The following is a 23215-nucleotide window of genomic DNA, read 5'->3' as shown; positions in this document are numbered from 1 at the left end:
TCAGCTCTCGTCGGAGGAGCCCGAGGACTCGGTGCCCTCCGCGGGCTGGTCGCCGTCGGCGGCCTCGGAGGACTCGCCGGTCTCGGCGGCCTCGTCCTCGGGGACGTCCTCCTCGACACCCGCGCCCTCGGTGTCGATCTCCTCCTCCATGGCCTCCTCGGTGGGGGCCTCGGCGACGTTGACGACGAGGAGCTCCGGGTCGGAGATCAGCTCGGCGCCGTCGGGGAGGCGGATGTCGCCGGCGAGGAACTGGGTGCCGATCTCGGCGTCCTCGATGACGACCGTGATCTCCTCGGGGATGTTGGTCGCGTCGGCCTCGACGGTCAGCGTGTCCTCGTTCTGGAAGACCAGCGTGCCGGAGGCGGCCTCGCCCATGATCACGACGCGGACGTCGACCTGGACCTTCTCGCCACGGCGGACGAGGACGAGGTCGACGTGCTCGAAGAAGCCCTTGATCGGGTCGCGGACGATGCTCTTGGCCAGCGCCATCGGCGGCTGCCCGCCGAGCCCGGTGATGGTGAGCAGGGCGTTGCGCCCGTTCTCGCGGAGCACCGCGGCGAACTCGACGGTGTCGAAGGCGAGGTGCACGGGGTCGGTGCCGTGCCCGTAGAGCACGCCGGGGACCTTGCCCGCCCGCCGGACGCGACGCGCCGCGCCCTTGCCGAACTCGGTGCGGCTCTCCGCGGCGATGCGGATCTCGTCGGCCATGGTGTTCTCTCCTGCGGTCGTCTGCGGGTCTCTCGGGTCGGCGCGCCGCGCGCGGCCCACCCGGACGCCGGGGACGGCCGCACCGCGTCGATCACGGCCGGCCCGCGCGGGTCGGCCCTCGCCGAAGTGCGTCGTCCACGATACCTAGGGTGCCTCCGTGACCCTCGACCGGGAGGCGACGCGGGCGGGCTACGACGCCATCGCCGCGCCGTACGCGGCCCACTTCCGCGACGAGCTGGCGGGCGCCCCGCTCGACCGGGCGGTGCTCGGGGCGTTCGCGGAGCTCGTCGACGGTGACGTGCTCGAGGTCGGCAGCGGCCCGGGCGGCGTCGCCGCGCACCTGCACGGGCTCGGCGTGCGGGTCCGCGGGGTCGACCTGTCGCCGGCGATGGTCGAGCTGGCGCGCGCCGAGCACCCCGGCATCGGGTTCGCCGTCGGCGACATGGCCGCCCTCGACGTCGCCGACGCCGCGCTCGGCGGGCTCGTCGCCTGGTACTCGCTGATCCACGTGCCCGCGCCCGAGCTGCCGGCGGTGCTCGCCGAGTTCCGGCGCGTGCTGGTGCCGGGCGGGCGTCTGCTGCTCGGGTTCCAGGTCGGCGACGACGTGTCCCACCACGACGAGGCCTTCGGGCAGCGGGTCAGCCTCGACTTCCGCCGCCTGCAGCCCGACGCCGTCGCCGCCCTCCTCGACGCGGCCGGGTTCGACGTCACCGCCCGCGTCCTGCGCGCGCCGGAGCCGGACTCGCGTGCGGCACCCGTGCCGCAGGCGGCGCTGCTCGCCCGCGCGCGCTGATCCCCGGCGCCTGACCCGTGTCCACGGGACACGGGTCGGCGGATGCTCCCCTCAGGGCGTCGCGGCGCCGAGGTAGAGGTACGCCATCGGCCCCGGCGCGGGCAGCCGGTCGTGGGTGAGGTCGGTGACCGTCAGGCCGGCGTCGCGGACGAGGCCGTCGATCGGGCGCGTGAGGTGGCACCCGCCGGCGACGCGCTGCTGGAACCCGTCGAGGCGGTGCTGCCAGCGGGCGGTGCGGGGGTCGGGGGACAGGCCGTGCTCGAGGAAGAGCAGCCGGCCGCCGGGGCGCAGGACCCGGCGGACCTCGCGCAGCGCCCGGTCCACGTCCGGGATGGTGCAGAGCGTGAACGTGCTGACGACGGTGTCGGCGGAGTCGTCGGGGAGATCGAGGTCGGCGCCGTCGAGGCCCACGTGGTCGACGGGGATCGACGCCTCCGCGATCCGCCGGGCACCACGCCGCCGCGCGACCGCCGACGGCTCGACGGCGCGCACCGAGGTCACCGCCGCCGGGTAGAGCGGCAGGGTCGGCCCGCTGCCGAACCCCAGCTCGACGACCTCGCCGCGGGCCCGGGACACGACGCGCTCGCGCAGCGCCCGGACCTCCTCACCCCGGAGCGCGACGTCGACGAGCCGCGGGACGACGTGCTCGGTCCAGAACGCCACGCCGGCACGCTACGCGGCTGCGGCCTGGCGCGACTCTAGGCGTTGCCGTCGAAGAGGTTCGTCACCGAACCGTCCTCGAAGACCTCCCGCACGGCGCGCGCGATGACCGGCGCGATCGAGAGCACGGTCAGCGAGGGGAAGCGCTTCTCGTCCGGGATCGGCAGGGTGTTGGTGACGATGACCTCGCGCGCCCCGCAGGTCGAGAGCCGCTCGACGGCCGGCCCGGAGAGCACGCCGTGGGTGGCGGCGATGACGACGTCGGAGGCGCCGTCGGCGAGCAGCGCCTCGGTGGCCTTGGCGATCGTGCCGCCGGTGTCGATCATGTCGTCGACGAGGATGCAGCAGCGGCCCTCGACCTCACCGACGACGCGGTTGGCGGCGACCTCGTTGGGGCGCGTCTTGTCGCGGGTCTTGTGGATGAAGGCCAGCGGGACGCCGCCCATCATGTCCGCCCACTTCTCGGCGACGCGGACGCGGCCGGAGTCGGGGGCGACGACGGCGAGGTCCTCGCCGGAGTAGGCGTCGCGCAGGTGCTCGGCGAGGACCTTGTTGGCCAGCAGGTGGTCGACGGGACCGTCGAAGAAGCCCTGGATCTGGTCGGTGTGCAGGTCGATCGTCATGATCCGGTGCGCGCCGGCGGTCTTGAGCATGTCGGCGACGAGCCGGGCGGAGATGGGCTCGCGGCCGCGGTGCTTCTTGTCCTGGCGCGCGTAGCCGTAGAACGGCACGACCGCGGTGATCCGCTTGGCCGACGCCCGCTTCAGGGCGTCGATCATGATGAGCTGCTCCATGATCCACTGGTTGATGGGATCGGTGTGGCTCTGGATCACGAACGCGTCGGAGCCGCGGACCGACTCCTCGAACCGCACGAAGATCTCCCCGTTGGCGAAGTCGTACGCCGACTGCGGGGTGATCGTGACGTCGAGCTCCTTCGCGATCTCCTCGGCGAGCTCGGGGTGGGCCCGTCCGGAGAAGAGCATGAGGCTCTTCTTCGGGGTCGACGACATGCTGACGGTCACGGGTCCTCCTGCTCGGCCTTCGCGGCTTGTTCGGCGGCTTGGGCCGCGGCGGTGCCCGGGCGCTTCCGGGTCACCCAGCCCTCGAGATTGCGCTGCGGCCCCGAGGACACCGCGAGGGCTCCCGGGGGGACGTCCTCGCGGACGACGGTGCCCGCACCGGTGTAGGCGCCGTCCCCGACCGTCACCGGCGCGACGAACGTGTTGTCCGAGCCGGTGCGGACGTGCGACCCGACGACCGTGCGGTGCTTGGTGACGCCGTCGTAGTTGACGAACACCGACGACGCGCCGATGTTGCTGGCCTCGCCGATCGTGGCGTCACCGACGTAGGTCAGGTGCGGGACCTTGCTGCCCTCGCCGATGTGGGCGTTCTTGACCTCGACGAAGGTGCCGATCTTGCCGCGGGCGTCGAGCTCGACGCCGGGGCGCAGGTAGGCGAAGGGGCCGACGGAGGTCTCCGGGCCGACGCGCGACGACGAGCCGTGGGTGCGCACCACCGCGGCGCGCGCGCCGACGGTGACGTCGGTGAGCGTGGTGTCGGGGCCGATCGCCGCGCCCTCGGCGACGGTCGTGCTGCCGTGCAGCTGGGTGCCGGGGTGCAGCGTCACGTCGCGCTCGAGGCGGACGCCGACGTCGACCCACGTCGAGCGGGGGTCGACGACCGTGACCCCGGCGCGCATCCAGCGCTCGAGCAGGCGGCGGTTGAGCTCCGCGCCCAGCTCGGCCATCTGCACGCGGTCGTTGACGCCGGCGACCAGCCACGGGTCGGAGGTCTCGACGGCGCCGACCCCGCGCTCCTCGCGGGCCGCGATCGCCACCACGTCGGTGAGGTACAGCTCGCCCTGCGCGTTGTCGGTGGTCAGGCGGCTCAGCGCGTCGCGCAGGAACGCGAGGTCGAAGGCGTAGACGCCGGAGTTGACCTCGTTGATCGCCAGCTGGTCGAGCGTCGCGTCGCGGTGCTCCACGATGGAGGTGACCTGGTTGGCCCCGTCGCGCACGACGCGGCCGTACCCGCGCGGGTCGTCGAGCTCGGCGGTCAGCAGCGTCACGGCGTAGTCGCCGGAGGCGTGCTCGCCGATGAGCGCGCGCAGGGTGGCCGCGTCCAGCAGCGGGACGTCGCCGTACGAGACGAGCACGGTGCCGGTGAGGTCGGCGGGCAGCCGCGCGACACCGCAGGCCACCGCGTGCCCGGTGCCGCGCCGGCGGTCCTGCACGGCGGTGAGCACCTCGCGGTCGAGCTCGGTGGCGAGCCCCAGGGTGTGGGTGCCGACCTGCTCGCGCTCGTGGCCGACCACGACGACCAGGTGGTCCGGGGTCGTGCCGGCGGCGGCGTGCACCGCGTGGCCGAGCAGGCTGCGCCCGCCGACGGGGTGGAGCACCTTCGGCGTCGCCGAGTGCATCCGGGTGCCCTCGCCGGCGGCCAGGACGACGACGGCTGTCGGGCTGGCGGTCGGGCTCGGCGGCATCGGCTCGGTGACTCCCACTCCTGCCTCTCCTGCGCGGACCGGCCCCGGGTCCGGGGCTCGACGGCCCGATCCTACGACCGCGTCCGCGCCGCCCGGCCGGGGCGTGGGGCCCGGCCCGTCACCCACGCGTCACCGGGAGGGCTCCGGTGGCGGGGCCGTCGTGGGTGCGCACCGCGTCGCCGCCGGCGCGCTTCGCCGCGTACATCGCGGCGTCGGCGCGGGCGAGGACGTCGGCGGGCCCCTCGCCGGCGCGGGCCGCGACCACCCCGACCGACAGCGTCACCGGGCGGCCCTGCGCCGCGGGCAGCGCGGCCACCGCGGCCCGGGCGCGGCCCAGCGCGGCGGCGGCGTCGGCGACCACGGTGTCGGGCAGCACGACGACGAACTCGTCGCCGCCGTAGCGCGCCACCAGGTCCGGCGCGCGCAACGACGAGCGCAGCGCCGTCGCCACGCCGCGCAGCACCTCGTCGCCGCGCGCGTGGGAGGCGGTGTCGTTGATCTGCTTGAAGCGGTCGACGTCGATCATCGCGACGGCCGGCGACCCCACGGCCCGCTCGAGCACCTCGTCGAGGTGCCGGTCGAGCGCGCGGCGGTTGGGCAGCCCGGTGAGCGGGTCGGCGAGCGCGAGGGCGGTGACCTGCCCGTGCTCGCGGCGCAGGCGGTCGTGGGCGAGCCCGGTGCGCAGCGAGAGCGCCCGCGCCCGGTGCAGCGTCCACAGCTCGGCCTCGAGGTCGGCGACGTAGTCGCCCAGCGCCGCCTCGGCGGCCCGGCGGGGACCGCCGGAGGTCGCCATCCGGGTGCGCAGCCGCGCGAGCTCCCGCGTGATCGCCAGCATCAGGCTCGCCTCGCCCCGGGGCGGGCGTGCGCGCCGCGTCGCGAGCAGGGCGACCGCGGCGTCGTCGTCGCCCGCCCGCTCGAGCGCGCGGGCGCGGGCGAGCTCGACGACGAGGCGGTCGTGCTGGGAGGGCACCACGTGGCCGGCGGCGAGCGCGGCGGCGCCGCGGCGCGCGATCCGGCGCTCGTCGGGGGTGGGCGCCGGGCCCCGGCTCGGGCACGCGAGCACCCCGGCGGCGGCGAGCAGGGGCCGTTGGACCCCCGACGCGCGGTGGCAGAGGCGCCCGGCGACGGCGAGGGCCTCGCCGAGGCGCTCGCCGCCCGGCCGCCCGGCGCGTTCGAGGCGCAGCCCCCACGACACCCCCAGCCGCACTCGGTCGTAGTCGCCCGCCCCGCCGTCGCCGGGCTGCTCGACGAGGGTGTCGGCGAGGTCGTGCAGGCCCAGCGAGATCAGCGTGCTGGCCGCGAGGCGCCGGGCGCACCTCACGTTGTGGCGGTGCTCGGCGAGCGTGGCGGCGTGGTCGACGAGGACGGGCTCCTCGAGGTGCGCCAGGCCGGTCGCCACCGCCGAGAGGGCGGCCTCCTCGTCGCCGACGAGCAGCGCGCGCCGGGCGCGCAGCATCTGGGCGTCCGCACCGAAGAGCGACAGCCCGTGCGCCGCGACGAGCTCGAGCAGCTCGTCGAGCTGCGCCTCGGTGACCGCCTCGGTCGCCGCGTCGGGCACGGCGGCGCCGGACCCGCCCGGCTCCGCGGCCAGCAGCACGCGCGCGACGAGGCTCTGGCGCAGCAGCAGCGCCCGCAGTCCCGGTTCGCCGGCGGACGCGCCCGGCGCGGCGAGCACCGCGTCGAGCTCGGCGGCGCTGCCGAGCGGGTCGGGGCAGGGCACGAGCGTGGCGGTCTGCACGGCGGCGGTGGTGCGCTCGAGCAGCGCGGCCCGGGCGTCGGCGCGCGCCTGCCGGTGCGGGGCGACCGCGTGCAGGGTGGTCGTGCTCGAGGAGGCGGCGGCGTGCTCCCGGCCGTGATCCGCGGCCATGCGCACCTCCGGCGCTCTGCGGCGACCCACCGGACGGGGGATCCGGCGTGACGATCGAGCGGCGATCCGCGCCGGGGTGTCGACGCACACCGACCATCGGGGGACCACTCTGCCCCGTCCCGGGGAGCCCCCTCGAACCGCCCCGGTGATCGGGCACGCTGTACGCCCATGCCGCGCTCGCCGTCGGGCACGACTCCCACCCCGTTGCGGATCACCCGCCCCCTCCCGGGGCCCGCGTCCGCCCTGCTCCGCGACGCCTCCCCGGCGCCGCTGCTGCGCCCCGGGAGCCGCGGTGCCGTGGCGCTGACCGCGCTGGCCGCGGCCTTGGTGACCGCGGTCCTGGGCTGGCGCTACGCCGGTGACACCGGTGCCGGGCGCACCGACCGCGGGCTCACCGCGCTGCTCGACGCGCAGCACGGCGTGCCGCGGGTGCTCGCGCAGGCGTTCGCGGCGCTGGGCGGCCCGCTCCCGGTCGCGGTGGCGCTGCTCGTGCTCGCGCCGCTGGCGTGGGCGCTGCGCGGCGGGCGGGGGCTCGCCCTCGTGCTCGTGGGGCCGCCGACGGCGATGGTGACGACGTCGCTGGTGCTCAAGCCGCTCGTGGAGCGCACGCGCGGCGGCGAGCTGGCGTTCCCGAGCGGGCACACGACCTCGGTGGCCTCGCTCGCCGTGGCCTGCGGGGTGCTGGTCGTCGGCCTCGTGGCGGTGCCCCGTGCGCTGCGGCTGCTCGCGGTGGCGGGCCTCGCCGGGCTCGTCCTCGCGGTCGGCGCGGGCCTCGTCGTCCGCGGCTACCACTACCCGACCGACACCCTCGGCGCGCTCGGTGTCGCGGTGGCCGTCGTGCTCTCCGCGGCGCTCGCCGTCGACGCGTTCGCCGACGTCGTCGCCGACCCGGGACCCGACCCGCGCTCGTTCGACCCCCGCGAACGGCCGACGGACGTGCTGCCCCGCGCCACGCGGTGATCGGGTCAGCGCGCCGCGGCGAGCTCGCGGGCCTCCTCGTCCGAGGTGGCCGCGGGCTGCGACCCCGGTAGCGGCCGACTTCCCGGTTCCCGCAGGAACCGCACGGCGACGAGGCCGACGATCGCCGCGAGCACCAGGTACACCGCCGGCATGACCAGCACGCCGGTGGCGGCGATGAGCCCTTCGACGATGACTGACGTGGTGCCGCCGAACAGCGAGACCGCCACGTTGAAGGTGATCGCGAGCGACCCGTAGCGCACGCCGGTGCTGAACAGCGCGGGCAGCGTGGAGGGCATGGTGGCGTTGAAGCACACCATCGTGATCCCCAGCAGGAGCAGGCCCCCGAGGACGCCGGGGATCGACCCGGTGCGCATCAGCAGGAAGGCCGGCAGGGCGAGCACCAGGAGCATGACGCAGCCGGTCAGGATGATCGGCTTGCGTCCCACGCGGTCGGAGAGCCTGCCCAGCAGGGGAACGATGGCCAGGAGCACGAGGAACAGGATGATCTGCAGGACGTGCGACGTCGTCGTCGTGACCGTCGGCGCCCCGTACTCGCCGAGCGTCTCGGTGAGGTAGGTGGGCACGACGGTGGTGAGCGTGTAGTTGGTGACGTTGAAGACGATCACCAGGCCGCCGCAGACGAGCACCGGGCGCCACCCGTGGCGGGCCGCCGCGCGGAAGAACGCCCGGAACGACTGCTTGCCCTGCTCCTCCGAGGACTCCGAGAGCTGGCTGAACGCCGGCGTCTCCTCGAGGCGGTAGCGCAGGTAGAGCCCGATCATGCCCATCGGCAGGGCGATGAGGAAGGGGATGCGCCAGCCCCAGCTCAGGAGCTCGGGGGAGTCCTCGCCGAGGACGGCCTGGAGCACGGTGACCACGCCGGCGCCGAGCAGGTAGCCGGTGATCGTGCCGAACTCCAGGAAGCTCGCCAGGAAGCCGCGGCGGCGGTCCGGCGCGTACTCGGCGACGAACGTCATCGCCCCGGCGTACTCGCCGCCGGTGGAGAAGCCCTGCAGCAGCCGGCACAGGAGCAGCAGCAGCGGCGCCGCCATCCCGATCGAGGCGTACGTCGGCAGCAGGCCGATGCCGAACGTGGCCACCGCCATCAGCAGCATCGTCGTGGCGAGGGTCTTGGTGCGGCCGATGCGGTCGGCCAGCGGGCCGAAGAACAGCCCGCCGAAGGGCCGCGCGACGAACGACGCCGCGAACAGGGCGGCGGTGATGACCGGGCCGCCCGCGGTGCCCGGCGGCAGGAACACCACCTGGATCGTCGTCTCCAGGTAGGCGTAGACACCGAAGTCGTACCACTCGGTGACGTTGCCGATCCCCGACGCCGTGACCGCGCGCCGGACGAGGCCCGGCGGTGTGACGGTGACGCCGTCGACGGTGTGGGGCCCCTCGGGGTTCGCCTCGGGTTCCGGCATGGCGAAGGCTCTACCCTGGTGATGTCCCGGGCAGACCTCCTCGCCGAGGTTTCGTCGAGTCAGCGTGCCGGCGCGGGGACCGGCGCCTTCTCCGTGCCGACGCGGTCGCGCACGCGGGCCAGGAACGGCCGCGGGTCGCGGGGGTCGAGCGTCGCGAACACGCCGGTCGACACGTAGGGCCGCAGGCCGCCGAACCACGGCAGCCGGCCGTCGCGCCAGCGGTCGAGCAGGATGCGGGTGTCCTTGAACTCGTTCACCCAGTGCACCCCCTCGCGCCAGGACGGCGCGACCGGGACCTCGCCGTGCACGAGGTGGCGATAGGTCAACAGCGGGAAGTCGACGCCGCAGCGCACGGCGAGGCGGCCGGACATGTTCGGCCGCCCGTTGACCTCCATGAGCTGGTAGCGGCCGTCGCGCTCGTCCTGCTTGAACTCGACGTTGGCGAAGCCCTCGATGCCCATGGCGGCGACGATCGCCCGACCCGGCGCGATCACCTCGGGGACGTGCCGGCTGACCACCGCGGACGGGTAGCCGAAGTCCCGGGGCGACAGGCGCAGCTTGCAGGAGGTCATCTCGGCCCGCGGCACGCCGTCGACGACGTAGACGTTGTAGTTGACGCCGCCGGTCTCCGGCCCGGGGATGAGCTCCTGGACCATCGTGCCGATCCCGAGCTCGTGCGCCTCGCCCCACGCGGTGCGCAGCTCGTCGGGGGTGTGGACGCGCTTCATCTTCACGCCGAACGCCCGGTTGTAGCGGAAGCTCTCGGCCGGCTTGACCAGGCAGGGGAAGCGGAGGCGCTCGGCGAGGGCCTCGAGCTCGTCGTACGAGGACGGCGACACCGTGCGCGGGGCCTCCACCCCGGCGCGCTCGGCGACCTCGCTGGTGATGCGCTTGTCGAGGAAGGTCCGGGCGACGCCCTCGGCGGGGCAGGCCACGGTGTGGCGGGCGGCGAGCACCTCGTGGTGGGCCGCGACGGTCTCGAGGCTCTCGTCGGTGGTCGGGACGATGACGCCCGGGCCGTGCGTGTCGGCGAGGCGCAGCAGCGCGGCGACGTACCCGGTGGGCTCGTCGGCGGGGTCCGGGACCGTCACGCTCCCCGCGGCGTGCCGCGAGTGCCGCGTGATCTCGCGTCCGGATGACAGCACGGTGACCACGGGGACACCCGCTCGGCCCAACGAACCGACCACGGCCAGCCCTGCCTCGTACCCGCCGCAGACGAAAGCGGGAACAGTGCCGACCGCACCCCCCATTTGGTGCAGGCTCATGAGGGCAGCGTAAAGACACGGTTCGGACACGACCGAGCGACCCGGGCGAAGGGGACGCAGGACACCCGATCGGGACCCGGCGGACGACCCGGCCCGGCCCGGCCGGGACGCTCCCGGACACCCCGGTAGCCTCACCGGGGTGCTGTTCACGGTGTTCACCGCCAGCTACAACCGGGCGCACACCCTGCCCCGCGTGTACAAGAGCCTGCAGGCGCAGACGCTGCGCGACTTCGAGTGGCTGATCGTCGACGACGGGTCGACCGACGACACCGCCGCGCTCGTGGCCGGCTGGGCCGCCGAGGCGGACTTCCCGATCCGCTACGTGCACCAGCCCAACGGCGGCAAGCACAAGGCCGCCAACCGGGGCGCCCGGGAGGCCCGCGGCGAGCTGTTCCTGCCGCTGGACTCCGACGACGAGTGCCGCCCCGAGGCACTCGAGCGCTTCGCCGCGCACTGGCACGGCATCCCCGACGACCAGCGGCCGGGCTTCTCGGCGGTCACCGCCCTGTGCGACGACCAGCACGGCGCGATCGTCGGCTCGCGGTTCCCGTACGACCCCACCGACTCGGACGCGCTGGAGATCCGCTACCGGTACCACGTGACCGGCGAGAAGTGGGGCTTCCAGACCACCGCGGTCCGGCGCGAGTTCCCGTTCCCCGAGGTCGACGGGCAGCCCAACGTCCCCGACGCGATCGTGTGGAACCGCATCTCGCGCCACTACCGCACGCGGTTCGTCAACGAGGTGCTGCGGACCTACCACGTCGACGGCGACGACTCGATCACGCAGAGGAGCCGGGCCGGCGCGTCGTGGCGGGCGCCGGCGTTCGCGCTGCGCTGGAAGATCACCCTCAACGAGGAGCTCGGCTGGTTCCGCCACGACCCGAAGTGGTTCGTGCGCGCGGCGGCCAACTACGCCCGCTTCTCCTGGGACGACGGGCACGGGTTCCGCGCGCAGGGCCGTGAGCTGACGAGCCCGCAGGCGAAGCTCCTGCACGCCGCCGCCGCGCCGCTGGGCTACGTGCTGCACCGCCGCGACCGCCGGGCCGCCGAGGCCGCCGAGGCCGCCTGACGGCTCACGGAGGGGTCAGCGGACCTGGCGGCGGCGCACCACGGAGACCACGGCCACGACCGCGCCGATGAGCGCGAGCGTGCCGGCGGCGAGGCCGACGCGCAGGGTGTTGTCCGACCCGCCGGAGTCGCCCGCACCCGCGTCCGGCGTGCCCTGGGCCGACGACGCGCCCTGGTCGACCATGGCGGCGTCGACCGCCTGCCGGTTGCGGCCGACGGCGACGTCGTCGAGCGTCAGGCTCGCCGGGTCCGAGAGGTCCCGGGAGCGGTAGAGCCCGACCTTCATGTAGTCGCCGCCGTCGTAGAGCGTGCCGTCGGGCGGGTTGAACGCGGTGACCACGCGGCGCCCGCCGCTCCAGACGTCGACGGTGCCCTTCTCCGGGTCGCGCGAGAACACGATGCGCACGATGAGGTCGATCGGGTCGCCGGGCGCGATCGGGGCGATCGACTGCTGGTAGGCCTCGTTCCGGTCGTCGTCGCCGCCGGTGATCATCAGCTGGCCGTCCTGCACCGCGATCGCCACGGGCGGCGAGCCCTCGTCGCCGTAGTGGTGCCACTGCATGATGATCTGGAAGCGCTGCGCGTCGACGGGGAAGTCGTCGGCGAGCTGCCCGCGGTAGCCGTAGTAGTAGACGTCGCCCTCGCGGCCGTCGGGCACGCGCGGCAGCAGCTCGCTGCGCTGGTCGCCCCCGTCGAGCGAGAACTCGAGCGCCTGGCCGTGGCCCGACGGCGAGCTGACCTCGCGGGGCGCGCCGTCCTGCTCGTTGTAGTCGTTGCGCTGGAACGAGCCGAGCATGTCGCCGCCCGTGTCCGCCCGCCAGATCAGCCCGTCGCCCGCCGGCGGCGTCGGGGAGGACGCGAGCGCGGGGCCGGGCGCGAGGAGCCCCACGAGGACCGCGACGACGGCGGCGGCCACGGCCGCGACGAGGCGCCGGGCGTGGGGCCTGCGCGCCGCGCGTGCACGGTCGGTCGTGGTCACACCGCTCCCGGGGTCGAGGACGTCGGACGGGCCGCGAGGGGCGCCCTCGGTCGAGCGGGGCACCGCACCTCGCGGTGATCCCGAGCGTACCCGGACCGGGTGAAGGGCCCGTCGGTTCGACGGCGCCCGGAGCAGGGCGTCAGCGGTCGTCAGCGGTCGTCGTGACGGGGTCCGCGCAGCACACGCAGCGGCTCGGCCCGGCCGGCGTGGCGCCCCTCACGGTCCTCGTGGCCCGGCCCCGGCGGACGCTGCGGCCCCGCCGCGTGCCGTCCGGACGCCGGCGGGTGGCCGTGCGCGGGGGCGCGCCCGGGGACCGGCCCGTGCCCGTTGCCGTGCCCGTTGCCGTGCCCGTTGCCGTGCCCGTTGTGCCCGTTGCCGTGGTGGCCGTGCCCGTGGCGCCCGTGCCCGTTCGTGTGCCCGTTGGTGTGCCCGTTCGTGGGGCCGTGCCCGGCCACCGGCACCGCGTAGAGCCGCTCGGTCATGGCGACCGCCCACGGCGGTGCCGTCTCCCGGCCCGCCCCCGACGGGACGAGCACCACGGTCGGGGCGTCGTCCAGCGCGGCCTGGCGCGAGGGGATCGCCTCGGTGGGCCGGCCGGTCATCGGGTCGAGCGGCGGCTCCGCGGGCTCCGTGCCCACCGCGACGGTCTCCGGCGCCGGCTCCGGGGTGGCCGCGTCCGAGCCCGACGTCTTCTTCGGCCGCTTGAGCACGGAGCGCACGCCGGCGGCGAGCTCGCGGCTCACCGACGGCGACAGGATCCGCAGCAGGCCGAGGTAGATGCCGGCGAAGACGAGGACGTCGACGATCAGCAGGCCGAGGCCGATGACGATCGGGCGCCCGTCGGAGCGGAAGAAGCCGTTCTCCAGGACGAACGTCGCGACCAGCGCGACGACGCCGGAGACGAGCACCGGCACGAGCACCCGCATCGCGTCGCGGACCCGGACGCCCGCCACGCGCATCCCGATGCCGATCGCCAGCGAGCCCGCGGCCAGCGCCTCGGCGGAGGCGGCCATGCCGACCCCGAGCAGGCCGAGCGTCGGCAGCAGGGCGAACAGCGCGATCACGGTGACGACGAGGCTCGTCCCGGTGATCCAGTTGAGCAGGCGGCTGCGGCCGGTGCCCTTGATCGACTCCTTGCCGATGGAGGCCAGCGCCATGCCCGGGCCGTAACCGGCCATGCCCATCAGCACGAGCCCGGCGCCGCGCCACTCCTCGCCGAGCGCCACCACCACCAGCGGCTCGCCGATCGCGACCAGCAGGGCGCCGGCGGGCAGCGCGGTCACCCAGAGCGCGGTCATCGCCCGCAGGAAGCCCCGGCGCAGGCGCCCGGCGTCCTGGGCGATGCGGGAGAACGCCGGGAAGAGCACGTAGGACGCGATCTGGATGATCGCCGTGCCGGGCAGGGCCGCGATGCGCCGCCCGTAGCGGTACATGCCCAGCGCGCCCTGGCCCAGGAAGCGGCCGGTGAGGCCGGCCTCCATGAACTCCCGGCCCTTCTGCGCGAACTCGCTCGCGATGAGCGGGAGGGCGAAGCGCGCCATCTCGCGCCACAGCGTGAAGCTGAACCGCCCGCGCCCGGGCCACCAGCCCGCGAGCCACCAGGTCAGCACGAGCGTGACGACCTGCGAGGCGTAGAGGGCGATGACGAGGCCCCACACGCCGAAGCCGAGCGCCGAGAGCGCGATCGCGGTGGCGGCGAAGGTGACCGCCGTCGACGGGTTGACGATCATGCGGCGCTTGAAGTTGAAGCGTCGCTGCATCAGCCCGTCGGGCACGTTGGTCAGCGCGTGGATCGTCAGCACCGCGGCGGTGGCGGCGCACACCGCCCCCGCGACGTCACCGCCGAAGAAGGCGCCGATCAGCGGGGAGACCGCGAACGCGAGGCCCGACATGATGATGCCGTTGACCAGCGTCACCCAGAACACGGTGTCCGCCGCGTCCTCGACGTCCTCCTCGCGCTGGATGAGCGCCGCGCGCAGGCCGCCCTCGGTGAACGTCACGAGGAAGTTGGTGAGGATCGAGCCCGCCGTGAACGCGCCGACCTCGGCGGGGCTGAGCAGCCGCGCGACGGCCAGCGTCTGGATCAGCGAGATCGTCTGCGTGACGACGAGGACGATCGCGGAGATCTTGGCGCCGCGCTGGAGCGTCTTGCCGAGCTTGTCGATCGAGGGCTGCGCCGTGGCCGCGGCCGTCGCGTCCTGCGCGACGGTCGTGGTCGGTGCCGGGTCTCCCGGTCGCGCCGGGCCGCTCATGCGGTGAGCGGCACGGTCACTCTTCCGGAGCCGGGCTTCTGCGGTGAGCGCCGGACAGAGGACACCCCGCCCGGACGGGCAGTCGGACGCCGATCGTGCCGGCGCGGGGAGCGAGGCATGGAGCGCAGCGTATCGAGCCGTGACGGAACGCTGTCGGGCGGCTGGCTCGTCCGTGCCCGGATCGTGGGCGACCCCGGTGTGCCGTGCTCCGCCGCCTGGATTCGAACCAGGATCATCGGAACCAAAATCCGAGGTGTTGCCCTTACACCACGGCGGACCGTCACCCGCGGGCGACGGTGACCATCGTGACACGTGGCACCGCGTGCCCGGCGCCGACCGTGGGGGAGGTCGCGCCCCTCGACGTCAGGCCCGGGGCCCGGCGTGCTCCCGCCGCTGCGGCCCGGGTCCCGCCGGGGCCCGGCGCAGCGAGCGGGTCGCGACCAGCAGCACCACCACGCCGAGCAGCAGCGCGCCCGCCACCCACGTGACCGTGTCGACCTCACGGCCGGCGACGCCGCCCGTCGGCGTGGCCGCGTCCTCCGCGACCGGGTCCGTGGCGGGCGTCCCGGACCCCATGCCCGTCGGGGCGACCGAGGCCATCGTCGACCCGACCCGCAGGTCGTCGACCCACAGCCGGCCGGGCTCGTCGATCTTCTGGGCTCGGTAGAGGCCGAGCTTGAGGTAGTTGCCCTGGTCGAGCAGCGTGCCGCCCGGCGGGCTGTAGCGCTCGAGGACGTGGCGGCCGTCGCGCCACACGTCGACGCTGCCGCGTCCGGGGTCGCGGGAGAACGCGATGCGCATCGACACGTCGATGCGGTCGCCGCCGCGGATCGGGCCGAGGTCCTGGAGGTTCTCGCCCTCGGAGGCGAGCGCGAGGCGGCCCTGCTTGACCTCGAGCGCGATCGGCGGCGAGCCCGAGTCGCCGGTGTGGTGCCACTGCAGGACGACCTGCCAGGCCTCGGTGTCGGTCGGGAAGTCCCGGGCCAGCGCGGCGCGGTAGGTGTAGTACCAGACCTGGCCCTCGTACTGGTCGGGCACGCGCGGCTCGACCTCGGTGCGCTGGTCGCCCCCGTCGAGGCGGAACTCGAGCGCCGGGCGGCCCGGCGACGTCGGCGAGGCGATCGTGCGCGGGGCGCCGTCCTGCTCGTTGTAGCCGTTGCGGTCGAAGACGCCGAGCAGGTCGCCGCTCGCGGGCAGCTCGAACACCGGCCGGTCGTTCGCGGGGGGCGGTGCCGCCACCGCGGGGCCCGCCGCGAGGGCGGCGAGCGCCGCGGCCACGGCCGTGACGGCCAGGAGGAGGGCGGGCACGCGACCGGTGCGGCGTCGCGGCGCCGGCCCGGGGTCCGACCCGGGGGCGGCGTCGTGGGGCATCGGGGGCGGCTCCTCGGTGTCGGGGCCGGTGCCGGCCTCGTGACCGGCGGGTTCGGCTGATCCGGACATACCCGGCGGATCGTCGGTCCGTCCGCACGATACCGAGCCCCCGGGAGCCGACCTCGGGGCGTCCGTCCGGGTGCTGCTCGTCACGACGTCCCCCGGCCGGGTCCGGCCCGTCACCCCACGGCGTCCCCATCACGACGCGCTGCGTGCGTTCGGGTGCCCGCCCCCGCTCGACGGGCGCCGGGAGTGGGGCAGGATGACCGCCACGGTGGCGGGCGGTAGCCGTCCTGGGGCTCTCGACCGTGGGTGTGACCCGCACGGTCCAATCCTCGGCGGCAGCGGCGTGACCGTGGGGGGAGGCCGATCGTTGATCCTCACGACATCCCGCTGCGGAGCGCACCCCGGGCGTCCCGATCGAAATCGGGTGCGATGGCGACGCAACCTCACCGTGACCCGGGCGTCTCACGTCGAGCGGAAAGGTGTCCATGGCCGACGAGGTGCTGCGGGTGGGTATGCCCGGCCGCACGACCCACGACGGGGGCGACGTGACGAACGGACGAGCCAGGGTCTCGGAGCAGACCGGGCTGTCGCAGGAGGACGTCCGGGTCGACGCATCGGGACGCGACCGGTCCCCGGGTGCGGACGACCGCGGACCGGGCCGCGACGACCGGCCGGGCCCGCCGATCGGCCCGGCGCCGGTGGAGCCGTCGCCGGTGGTGCCGACCGAGCACGCCGGGCCGCCGACCGGGCCGCCCTTCACGGCGGGGCTCGGGCCGGGGCTCGGGACCGGACTCGGGGCGGGCGGCCTGCCCGTCGCGGACGACGGTGCGTTCGTCGAGCCCGCGCCGACGGCGCCGGGCTTCGTGCGCATCTGGGAGGACGAGGGCCCCGAGCAGCCGGGCAGCGTCGCGGTCGCCACGAGCTGGCAGCTGAAGTTCGCGCTCGCCGTGGCCCTGTCCGACCTCGCGACCCTCGCGGTCTGCGTCCTGCTGGGCGCCTGGGTCGGTTTCGGCGAGGGCGTCGGGCCGCAGAGCTCCGACCCCTGGATGCTCGGCGGGGCGGCGGCGGTCCTCGTGACGCTGGCCATCGTCGCCTGCCGCGCCTGGGACCCCCGCACCCTCGGCCAGGGCGCCGAGGAGTGGAGCCGGCTGATCCGCGCGTTCGTCTCCGCGGCGATCGTGCTGGGCCTCGCCGGGCTCGCCTTCGAGCGCCTGGGCGTGCGCCCCTGGGTGTTCGGCGTGCTGCCGGTCGCGGGCCTCGCCGCGATGGCCGGGCGCTACATGCTGCGCCGCTGGCTGCACCAGGCCCGCAAGCGCGGGCGCGGGATGCTGCCGGTGCTCGCGGTCGGCACCGAGCAGGCCGTGCGCGACCTCGTCGAGCGCACCCGCCGCGTGCCGCACATGGGCTGGGTCGTCATCGCGGCCTGCACCCCGACCGGTCTCGGTGAGGAGGGGCAGGGCCACGTGGCCGGCGTCCCGGTCATCGGCGACCTCGACGACCTCTCCTCCAGCGTGGGCAGCGGGCGCTACGGCGTCGTCGCCGTCGCCCCGACGCCGGGCTGGAGCCCCAAGCGCCTGCACCGCCTCGCGTGGGACCTCGAGGGCACCGGCTCCGAGCTCGTCGTCGACCCGGGCCTCATGGAGGTCGCGGGGCCGCGCCTGCACGTCGCGCCCGTCGACGGCCTGCCGCTGCTGCGCCTCACCGAGCCGCGCCTGTCGGGCGTGCCGCGGGTCTTCAAGCTGATGTTCGACCGGATCACGACCGCCGCGCTGCTGCTCCTGCTGCTGCCCGTGTTCGCGGTCATCGCGGTGATCGTCAAGCTCGACGGCGGCCCGGTGTTCTACCGCCAGACCCGCGTCGGGCAGCGCGGCAAGACGTTCCGGATGATCAAGTTCCGGTCGATGGTCCCGGACGCGGACAAGCTGCGCGAGGACCTGCTCGCCGGCACCAACGACGGCTCCGGGCCGCTGTTCAAGCTGCGCAAGGACCCGCGCGTCACCCGCATCGGCCAGCTGCTGCGCCGCTACTCGCTCGACGAGCTCCCGCAGCTGTTCAACGTCATCGGCGGCTCGATGTCGCTGGTCGGGCCGCGCCCGCCGCTGCCCGGCGAGATCGACGCGTACACCGACGCCGCGAAGCGCAAGTTCCTCGTCCGCCCGGGCATGACCGGCCTCTGGCAGGTCAGCGGCCGCTCCGACCTGTCGTGGGAGGAGTCGGTCCGCCTGGACCTGCGGTACGTGGAGAACTGGTCGCCGGCGATGGACCTGGTGATCATGTGGAAGACGGTCTCCGCGGTGTTCCGCGGCGACGGTGCCTACTGAGACGGACGCCTTGGACAAGATCATCTGCCGACTCTGCGGCTCGGCCGACCTCGCCAGCTTCGTGGACCTCGGCGCCACCCCGCCGTGCGAGCTGTTCCTCACCGCGGAGGCGCTCGAGGCGCCCGAGCCGACGTTCCCGCTCCACCCGCGGGTCTGCCGCTCCTGCCTGCTCGTGCAGCTGCCGCCCCTGATCGACCCCGACGAGACGTTCACCGAGTACGCGTACTTCTCGTCGTTCTCGACGTCGTGGGTCGAGCACGCGCGGCGGTTCGTCACCGCCGCCACCGAGCGCGCCGGGCTGGGGCCCGACTCGCTGGTGGTCGAGGCGGCGAGCAACGACGGCTACCTGCTCGCGCACGTCGTCGCCGACGGGATGCGCGCGGTCGGCGTCGAGCCCAGCGCCAACGTCGGCGCGGCGGCCCGGGAGAAGGGCGTGCCGACGATCACGGCGTTCCTGTCGCCGGAGACCGGGGCGGCCGTCCGCGACGAGCACGGGCCCGCGGCGCTGGTCGTGGCCAACAACGTCTACGCGCACATCCCCGACGTGGTGGGCTTCACCCAGGGGCTGCGCGCGATGGTGGCCGACGACGGCTGGGTATCGATCGAGGTCCAGCACCTGCTGACGCTGATGCGGTACCGCCAGTTCGACACGATCTACCACGAGCACTTCCAGTACTACACCGTCGGCACCGCGCAGAAGGCGCTGCGCTCGGGCGGTCTCGAGCTGGTCGACGTCGAGCTGGTGCCCACCCACGGCGGGTCGATCCGCCTCTGGGCGCGGCCGACCGAGCTCGGTCTCGGCCCCTCGCAGGCCGTCGCCGACGTGCTGGCCGAGGAGGCCGCCGCCGGGCTGGACACCGTCGAGGGCCACGCGGGGTTCGCCGGCGAGGTCTCGCGCATCCGCAACGACCTGGTGCGCTTCCTCATCGAGGCCGCGGACGCCGGGAGGTCCGTCGTCGGGTACGGCGCGCCGGGCAAGGGCAACACGCTGCTGAACTACTGCGGCATCCGCCCGGACCTGCTCGCCTACACCGTCGACCGCAACCCCTACAAGCACGGCCGGTACACCCCGGGCACGCGGATCCCGATCCACCCGCCGGAGCGGATCGACGCCGACCGCCCCGACTACGTGCTCGTGCTGCCGTGGAACCTGCGTGAGGAGATCACCGCGCAGCTCGCCCACGTGGCCGACTGGGGCGGGAAGCTCGTGTTCCCGATCCCCTCGTTGCAGGTGGTCGAGCCGGGCTCTGGCAAGGTGCTGGAACCGTGAAGGTCGTCCTCTTCTGCGGTGGCTACGGCATGCGGATGCGCAACGGCGATTCGGATGCCCCGAAGCCGATGCAGATGGTCGGGCCGCGCCCGCTCATCTGGCACGTGATGCGGTACTACGCGCACTACGGGCACAAGGAGTTCATCCTCTGCCTGGGCTACGGCGCCCACCACGTCAAGAACTACTTCCTCGACTACCACGAGACCGAGTCGAACGACTTCGTCATGCGCCACGGCGAGATCGAGCTGCAGGGCTCGGACATCGCCGACTGGACGATCCACTTCGTCCACACCGGCCTGGAGTCGCCGATCGGTGAGCGCCTGCGCCGCGTGCGCCACCTGGTGGAGGACGAGGAGATCTTCCTCGCCAACTACGCCGACGTGCTCACCGACGCCCCGCTCGACCACATGATCGAGCGCTTCCGGGACTCCGACGCGACGGCGTCGCTGCTCGCCGTGCCGCCGCAGGCGGTGTTCCACATCGTGGACGTCGACCCGGGCGAGCGGGTGAACTCGATCTACCCGGTCACCGACATGCGGATCCGCGAGAACGGCGGGTACTTCGCGCTGCGGCCCGAGGCGATCGACTACATCCCGGAGAACGGCGACCTCGTCGGCGACGCCTGCACCTCGCTGGCCAAGGAGGGCAAGCTGCTCTCCTACACCTACGACGGGTTCTGGCAGCCGGCCGACACCCTCAAGGAGCGCAACGCGCTCGAGGCGGCGTACCGCGCCGGCACCCGGCCCTGGATGGTGTGGGAGCGCGAGCCCGAGCGTGCGCCGCTGGAGGGCCTCGTCGACGAGGCCCTCGGCCGCTGACCCGTGCGCGCCCTGCTGCCCGAGACCGTCGACGAGCTGGTCCTGCTCGCCGCGCACTGCGACGACATCCCGATCGGCGCCGGGGGCACCGTCCTGACCCTGTGCCGGGCGCGCCCGGGACTGCGGGTGCGGGCACTCGTGCTGTCGGGCGCCGGGACCCCGCGGGAGGCCGAGGAGCGCGCCGCGCTGGCGGCGTTCTGCCCGGGCGCCGACCTCGCGGTCACCGTCCTCGACATGCCCGACGGCCGGCTCCCGACGCACTGGGAGTGGGCCAAGGAGCAGCTCGAGGCGTTCCGGCGCACCTGCGAGCCCGACCTGGTCCTCGTCGGGCACCGCGGTGACGACCACCAGGACCACCGGGAGCTCGCGAAGCTCGTGCCGACGGTGTTCCGCGACCACCTCGCGCTCGGCTACGAGATCCTCAAGGCCGAGCCGGACCTCGCCCAGCCCCCGCTGCTGTGGCCGCTGTCGGACGAGGTCGTGACGGACAAGGTGCGGCTGCTGCACGAGCACTACCCGTCGCAGGTCGCCCGGGCCTGGTTCGACGAGGAGACGTTCCGGGGGCTCGCGCGCGTGCGCGGCGTGCAGGCCGGCGTGCGCTACGCGGAGGGCTTCCACCTGACGCGGGCGCGCCTCGGCGCCCCCGTACGGTCAGGCTGACGTCCCGAGCACCACCACGCCAGACCAGTAAGACGAAGGAGTGACCGCCGCGATGCGCGTCCTGCTCACCGGCCACCAGGGCTACCTCGGCACCCTCATGGCGCCGCAGCTCACCGCGGCGGGGCACGAGGTGACCGGCCTCGACTCCGGCCTCTACGCCGACTGCGTGCTCGGCGAGCTGCCCGCGGCCGAGCCCCCGGCGCTGGCCGTCGACCTGCGCGACGTCACCGCCGAGCAGCTCGCCGGGTTCGACGCCGTCGTGCACCTGGCGGCGCTGTCGAACGACCCGCTCGGCGCCCTGGCGCCGCAGCACACCTACGACATCAACCACCACGCCTCCACCCGGCTGGCGCGGCTGGCGAAGGAGGCCGGGGTCGGGCGCTTCGTCTACGCCTCGACCTGCTCGGTGTACGGCGCGTCGGGCACCGAGGACATCCTCGACGAGGAGGCGCCGATGAAGCCGGTGACCCCCTACGCCGAGTCGAAGGTGCGCGTCGAGGCCGACCTCGTCGAGATGGCCGACGACGACTTCGTCCCGGTGTCGATGCGCAACGCCACCGCGTTCGGGTTCTCGCCGCGGCTGCGCGCCGACATCGTGCTCAACAACCTCGTCGGCCACGCGCTGCTCTCGAACCGCATCCTGGTCATGAGCGACGGGACGCCGTGGCGCCCGCTGGCGCACGCCCGGGACATCGGCGGCGCGGTCGTCGCCGCGCTCGCGGCGCCGGCCGACACGGTGCGCGCGCAGGCGTTCAACGTGGGCTCGACGGAGAACAACGTGCAGGTCCGCGACATCGCCGACGCGGTGAAGGTCGCGGTGCCCGAGGCCGAGCTCGTCATCACCGGCGAGACCGGCGGCGACCCGCGCTCCTACCGCGTCGACTTCACCAAGATCGGCAAGATGCTGCCCGAGTTCCGGGCGGCGTGGTCGGTCGCCGACGGCGCCGAGGAGCTGATCCGGGAGTACCGGGCGCGCGGCCTGACCCAGGAGGCGTTCGACCGGCGCTTCACCCGCCTCGCGGTGCTCAAGGACCGCCAGGAGGCCGGCACCCTCGACGAGTCCCTGCGCCCCGCCTGAGCCCGCTGTCGACGGCGTCGTCACACACGGTCGCAGGGCCCCCCATGATCCTGCTCTTTCCGGGTGATCTTGCTTGTCGCCGCTCTCCCTCTGTGGTCATCGTGCCCGGCGTGACCCCGCCGTCCGGGCGAGGGCGACGACGGGGGGTCTCCATGTCGGTGCGTGCGTTCCTCGGCCGTGGCGGGCTCGCCCTCGCCGGCGCCTGCCTGCTGGCGGGTCTCGGCGCCGGCGTCGCGTCCGCGGCGCCCGACCACTGCGTGTCGACCAACGGCACGGTGCGCGTCCAGCAGGGCACGGCGACGTGCTACTCGGTGGCCGGGCGCGGCAACGTGGCCGTCGCGCACGGGCCGGGCACCAACGCCGAGGCGGGCGCCACGCCCGGCGACGAGCACAACCGGGCACGGGTCCAGGGCTCGAACAGCACCGCCGTCTCGGGCGACGGGGACAACAACAGCGCGACCGCGCGCGGGACCGACACCGGCGCCCGGGCCGGCAACGGCAGCAACAACACCGCGGTCGCGCGGACCGACGGCTGCCGTGCGGACGCCCAGGGGCAGGGGACCACCGCCAGGTGCTGACACGCCCGTCCCGACCTCTACGTGAGCGAACTTCGGGGCTATAGCCCCGAAGTTCGCTCACGTGAGGGAGGCGAGCAGGGCCCTCCAGGAGCCGGCGGTGCGGTCGCGTTCGGAGATCGCGGTGACCGGCTGCGGCCAGGCGATCGCGAGGTCCGGGTCGTCGTGCGCGACCGCGACGTCCTCGCCCGGCGCGTGCGGGCGGTCGATGCGGTAGCAGACGTCCGCCACCTCGGTCAGCGCCTGGAAGCCGTGCAGCAGCCCCGGCGGCACGAAGAGGTGGTGGAAGTCCTCGTCGTCGAGCCGGAAGCTCTCCACCGTCCCGAACGTCGGCGAGTCCGGCCGGGCGTCGACGAGGACGTCGAGCACCGCACCGTGCGCCACGCGGACCAGCTTCGCCTCACCGCGCCCCTGCCGGCCGTGCATGCCGCGGATGGTGCCCTGCCGGGAGCGCGACTGGCTGTCCTGCGACTCGGGCCCGAGGTCGATGCCGTGCTCCGCGGCGATCGCCGTGTCGAACGTGCGGGTGAACAGCCCCCTGTCGTCGCGGTGCGGCGTGGGGACGAGCACCCGCACACCCTCGATACCTGCCGTGCGAACCTCCACCCGACGAACCCTGCCATCCCCGTGCGCGACGACCGCGAGAGGATCCCAC

At 74.6% G+C, this 23215-nt stretch carries 20 protein-coding genes and 1 tRNA gene; 9 read left to right on the top strand and 12 right to left on the bottom strand.

What is annotated here, in order from left to right:
- A complete protein-coding gene (locus ACFPK1_RS23025; protein ID WP_378023287.1) occupies positions 1-708 on the bottom strand; it encodes a 50S ribosomal protein L25/general stress protein Ctc in 708 nt (235 codons plus the stop codon).
- Between the two features lie 157 nt (positions 709-865).
- Here ACFPK1_RS23025 and ACFPK1_RS23020 point away from each other — a divergent pair, with 157 nt between their 5' ends.
- Entirely contained in the window at positions 866-1501 is a 636-nt protein-coding gene (locus ACFPK1_RS23020) for a class I SAM-dependent DNA methyltransferase (protein ID WP_378023286.1), read from the top strand.
- A gap of 51 nt (positions 1502-1552) precedes the next feature.
- On the opposite strand, the gene ACFPK1_RS23015 is transcribed toward ACFPK1_RS23020, so the two are convergent.
- From ACFPK1_RS23015 to ACFPK1_RS23000, 4 genes are all read right to left on the bottom strand, one after another.
- Positions 1553-2164 carry a class I SAM-dependent methyltransferase gene (locus ACFPK1_RS23015; protein WP_378023285.1) on the bottom strand — a complete coding sequence of 204 codons (612 nt, stop codon included), beginning with the start codon at positions 2162-2164 and terminating at the stop codon, positions 1553-1555.
- A gap of 35 nt (positions 2165-2199) precedes the next feature.
- Positions 2200-3171, bottom strand: a complete 972-nt coding sequence (locus tag ACFPK1_RS23010) for a ribose-phosphate diphosphokinase (protein ID WP_274282959.1) — start codon at positions 3169-3171, stop codon at positions 2200-2202.
- Between the two features lie 8 nt (positions 3172-3179).
- Complete coding sequence (glmU, locus tag ACFPK1_RS23005) at positions 3180-4646, bottom strand: bifunctional UDP-N-acetylglucosamine diphosphorylase/glucosamine-1-phosphate N-acetyltransferase GlmU (RefSeq protein ID WP_378023397.1); 1467 nt, start codon at positions 4644-4646, stop codon at positions 3180-3182.
- A gap of 118 nt (positions 4647-4764) precedes the next feature.
- The gene (locus ACFPK1_RS23000; protein WP_378023284.1) at positions 4765-6513 is read right to left on the bottom strand and encodes a diguanylate cyclase domain-containing protein; all 1749 of its coding nucleotides are present in this window, start codon (positions 6511-6513) and stop codon (positions 4765-4767) included.
- A 168-nt stretch (positions 6514-6681) separates the two neighbouring features.
- On the opposite strand from ACFPK1_RS23000, the gene ACFPK1_RS22995 reads away from it, so the two are divergent.
- A complete protein-coding gene (locus ACFPK1_RS22995; protein ID WP_378023283.1) occupies positions 6682-7473 on the top strand; it encodes a phosphatase PAP2 family protein in 792 nt (263 codons plus the stop codon).
- A 5-nt stretch (positions 7474-7478) separates the two neighbouring features.
- Here ACFPK1_RS22995 and ACFPK1_RS22990 read toward each other — a convergent pair whose 3' ends face one another.
- Together ACFPK1_RS22990 and ACFPK1_RS22985 are read right to left on the bottom strand one after the other, a co-directional pair.
- Complete coding sequence (locus tag ACFPK1_RS22990; RefSeq protein WP_378023282.1) at positions 7479-8897, bottom strand: MFS transporter; 1419 nt, start codon at positions 8895-8897, stop codon at positions 7479-7481.
- A gap of 59 nt (positions 8898-8956) precedes the next feature.
- Positions 8957-10051, bottom strand: coding sequence for a carboxylate--amine ligase (locus ACFPK1_RS22985; RefSeq protein ID WP_378023281.1), 1095 nt, complete (start codon positions 10049-10051; stop codon positions 8957-8959).
- Between the two features lie 250 nt (positions 10052-10301).
- Here ACFPK1_RS22985 and ACFPK1_RS22980 point away from each other — a divergent pair, with 250 nt between their 5' ends.
- Complete coding sequence (locus ACFPK1_RS22980) at positions 10302-11231, top strand: glycosyltransferase family 2 protein (protein ID WP_378023280.1); 930 nt, start codon at positions 10302-10304, stop codon at positions 11229-11231.
- Between the two features lie 15 nt (positions 11232-11246).
- Here the strand turns inward: ACFPK1_RS22980 and ACFPK1_RS22975 are convergent, their stop codons facing one another.
- From ACFPK1_RS22975 to ACFPK1_RS22960, 4 genes are all read right to left on the bottom strand, one after another.
- The gene (locus ACFPK1_RS22975; protein WP_378023279.1) at positions 11247-12209 is read right to left on the bottom strand and encodes a polysaccharide lyase; all 963 of its coding nucleotides are present in this window, start codon (positions 12207-12209) and stop codon (positions 11247-11249) included.
- Between the two features lie 149 nt (positions 12210-12358).
- Positions 12359-14461 carry a lipopolysaccharide biosynthesis protein gene (locus tag ACFPK1_RS22970; protein WP_378023278.1) on the bottom strand — a complete coding sequence of 701 codons (2103 nt, stop codon included), beginning with the start codon at positions 14459-14461 and terminating at the stop codon, positions 12359-12361.
- Positions 14462-14667: 206 nt separating this feature from the next.
- Positions 14668-14738: transfer RNA gene (locus tag ACFPK1_RS22965), tRNA-Gln, on the bottom strand.
- Between the two features lie 86 nt (positions 14739-14824).
- Complete coding sequence (locus tag ACFPK1_RS22960; RefSeq protein ID WP_378023277.1) at positions 14825-15901, bottom strand: polysaccharide lyase; 1077 nt, start codon at positions 15899-15901, stop codon at positions 14825-14827.
- A 422-nt stretch (positions 15902-16323) separates the two neighbouring features.
- Here ACFPK1_RS22960 and ACFPK1_RS22955 point away from each other — a divergent pair, with 422 nt between their 5' ends.
- The 6 genes from ACFPK1_RS22955 to ACFPK1_RS22930 all read left to right on the top strand — a co-directional run bounded on the left by ACFPK1_RS22955 (position 16324) and on the right by ACFPK1_RS22930 (position 22563).
- Positions 16324-18159, top strand: a complete 1836-nt coding sequence (locus ACFPK1_RS22955; protein ID WP_378023276.1) for a sugar transferase — start codon at positions 16324-16326, stop codon at positions 18157-18159.
- Positions 18160-18169: 10 nt separating this feature from the next.
- Positions 18170-19429, top strand: a complete 1260-nt coding sequence (locus ACFPK1_RS22950; RefSeq protein ID WP_378023275.1) for a class I SAM-dependent methyltransferase — start codon at positions 18170-18172, stop codon at positions 19427-19429.
- On the top strand, positions 19426-20247 hold the full coding sequence (locus ACFPK1_RS22945; RefSeq protein WP_378023274.1) for a glycosyltransferase family protein: 822 nt from the start codon (positions 19426-19428) through the stop codon (positions 20245-20247). Before ACFPK1_RS22950 ends, ACFPK1_RS22945 begins: the two co-directional genes overlap by 4 nt.
- A 3-nt stretch (positions 20248-20250) precedes the next feature.
- Positions 20251-20907, top strand: coding sequence for a PIG-L deacetylase family protein (locus ACFPK1_RS22940; protein WP_378023273.1), 657 nt, complete (start codon positions 20251-20253; stop codon positions 20905-20907).
- Positions 20908-20959: 52 nt separating this feature from the next.
- Positions 20960-21985: an NAD-dependent epimerase/dehydratase family protein gene (locus tag ACFPK1_RS22935; RefSeq protein ID WP_378023272.1), complete on the top strand. Its 1026-nt coding sequence runs from the start codon at positions 20960-20962 to the stop codon at positions 21983-21985.
- 152 nt (positions 21986-22137) lie between these two features.
- Positions 22138-22563: a hypothetical protein gene (locus ACFPK1_RS22930; protein ID WP_378023271.1), complete on the top strand. Its 426-nt coding sequence runs from the start codon at positions 22138-22140 to the stop codon at positions 22561-22563.
- Positions 22564-22620: 57 nt separating this feature from the next.
- On the opposite strand, the gene ACFPK1_RS22925 is transcribed toward ACFPK1_RS22930, so the two are convergent.
- Positions 22621-23166, bottom strand: coding sequence for a dTDP-4-dehydrorhamnose 3,5-epimerase family protein (locus ACFPK1_RS22925; protein WP_378023270.1), 546 nt, complete (start codon positions 23164-23166; stop codon positions 22621-22623).
- Positions 23167-23215 lie beyond the last annotated feature (49 nt).

The organism is Actinomycetospora rhizophila (assembly GCF_042657905.1).
Lineage (GTDB): Bacteria > Actinomycetota > Actinomycetes > Mycobacteriales > Pseudonocardiaceae > Actinomycetospora > Actinomycetospora rhizophila.
The sequence above is the reverse complement of the archived record's forward strand: the minus strand, read 5'-3'. Positions and strand labels throughout refer to the sequence as shown.

Excerpts from the sequence above, each read along its gene's own strand:
- ACFPK1_RS23000 (WP_378023284.1), bottom strand. The coding sequence starts at position 6,513 with ATGGCCGCGGATCACGGCCGGGAGCACGCCGCCGCCTCCTCGAGCACG.
- ACFPK1_RS22935 (WP_378023272.1), top strand. The coding sequence starts at position 20,960 with ATGCGCGTCCTGCTCACCGGCCACCAGGGCTACCTCGGCACCCTCATG.
- ACFPK1_RS22930 (WP_378023271.1), top strand. The coding sequence starts at position 22,138 with ATGTCGGTGCGTGCGTTCCTCGGCCGTGGCGGGCTCGCCCTCGCCGGC.
- ACFPK1_RS22995 (WP_378023283.1), top strand. The coding sequence starts at position 6,682 with ATGCCGCGCTCGCCGTCGGGCACGACTCCCACCCCGTTGCGGATCACC.
- ACFPK1_RS23010 (WP_274282959.1), bottom strand. The coding sequence starts at position 3,171 with ATGTCGTCGACCCCGAAGAAGAGCCTCATGCTCTTCTCCGGACGGGCC.
- ACFPK1_RS23025 (WP_378023287.1), bottom strand. The coding sequence starts at position 708 with ATGGCCGACGAGATCCGCATCGCCGCGGAGAGCCGCACCGAGTTCGGC.
- ACFPK1_RS22960 (WP_378023277.1), bottom strand. The coding sequence starts at position 15,901 with ATGTCCGGATCAGCCGAACCCGCCGGTCACGAGGCCGGCACCGGCCCC.
- glmU (WP_378023397.1), bottom strand. The coding sequence starts at position 4,646 with ATGCCGCCGAGCCCGACCGCCAGCCCGACAGCCGTCGTCGTCCTGGCC.
- ACFPK1_RS22955 (WP_378023276.1), top strand. The coding sequence starts at position 16,324 with ATGGCCGACGAGGTGCTGCGGGTGGGTATGCCCGGCCGCACGACCCAC.
- ACFPK1_RS22990 (WP_378023282.1), bottom strand. The coding sequence starts at position 8,897 with ATGCCGGAACCCGAGGCGAACCCCGAGGGGCCCCACACCGTCGACGGC.
- ACFPK1_RS22970 (WP_378023278.1), bottom strand. The coding sequence starts at position 14,461 with ATGAGCGGCCCGGCGCGACCGGGAGACCCGGCACCGACCACGACCGTC.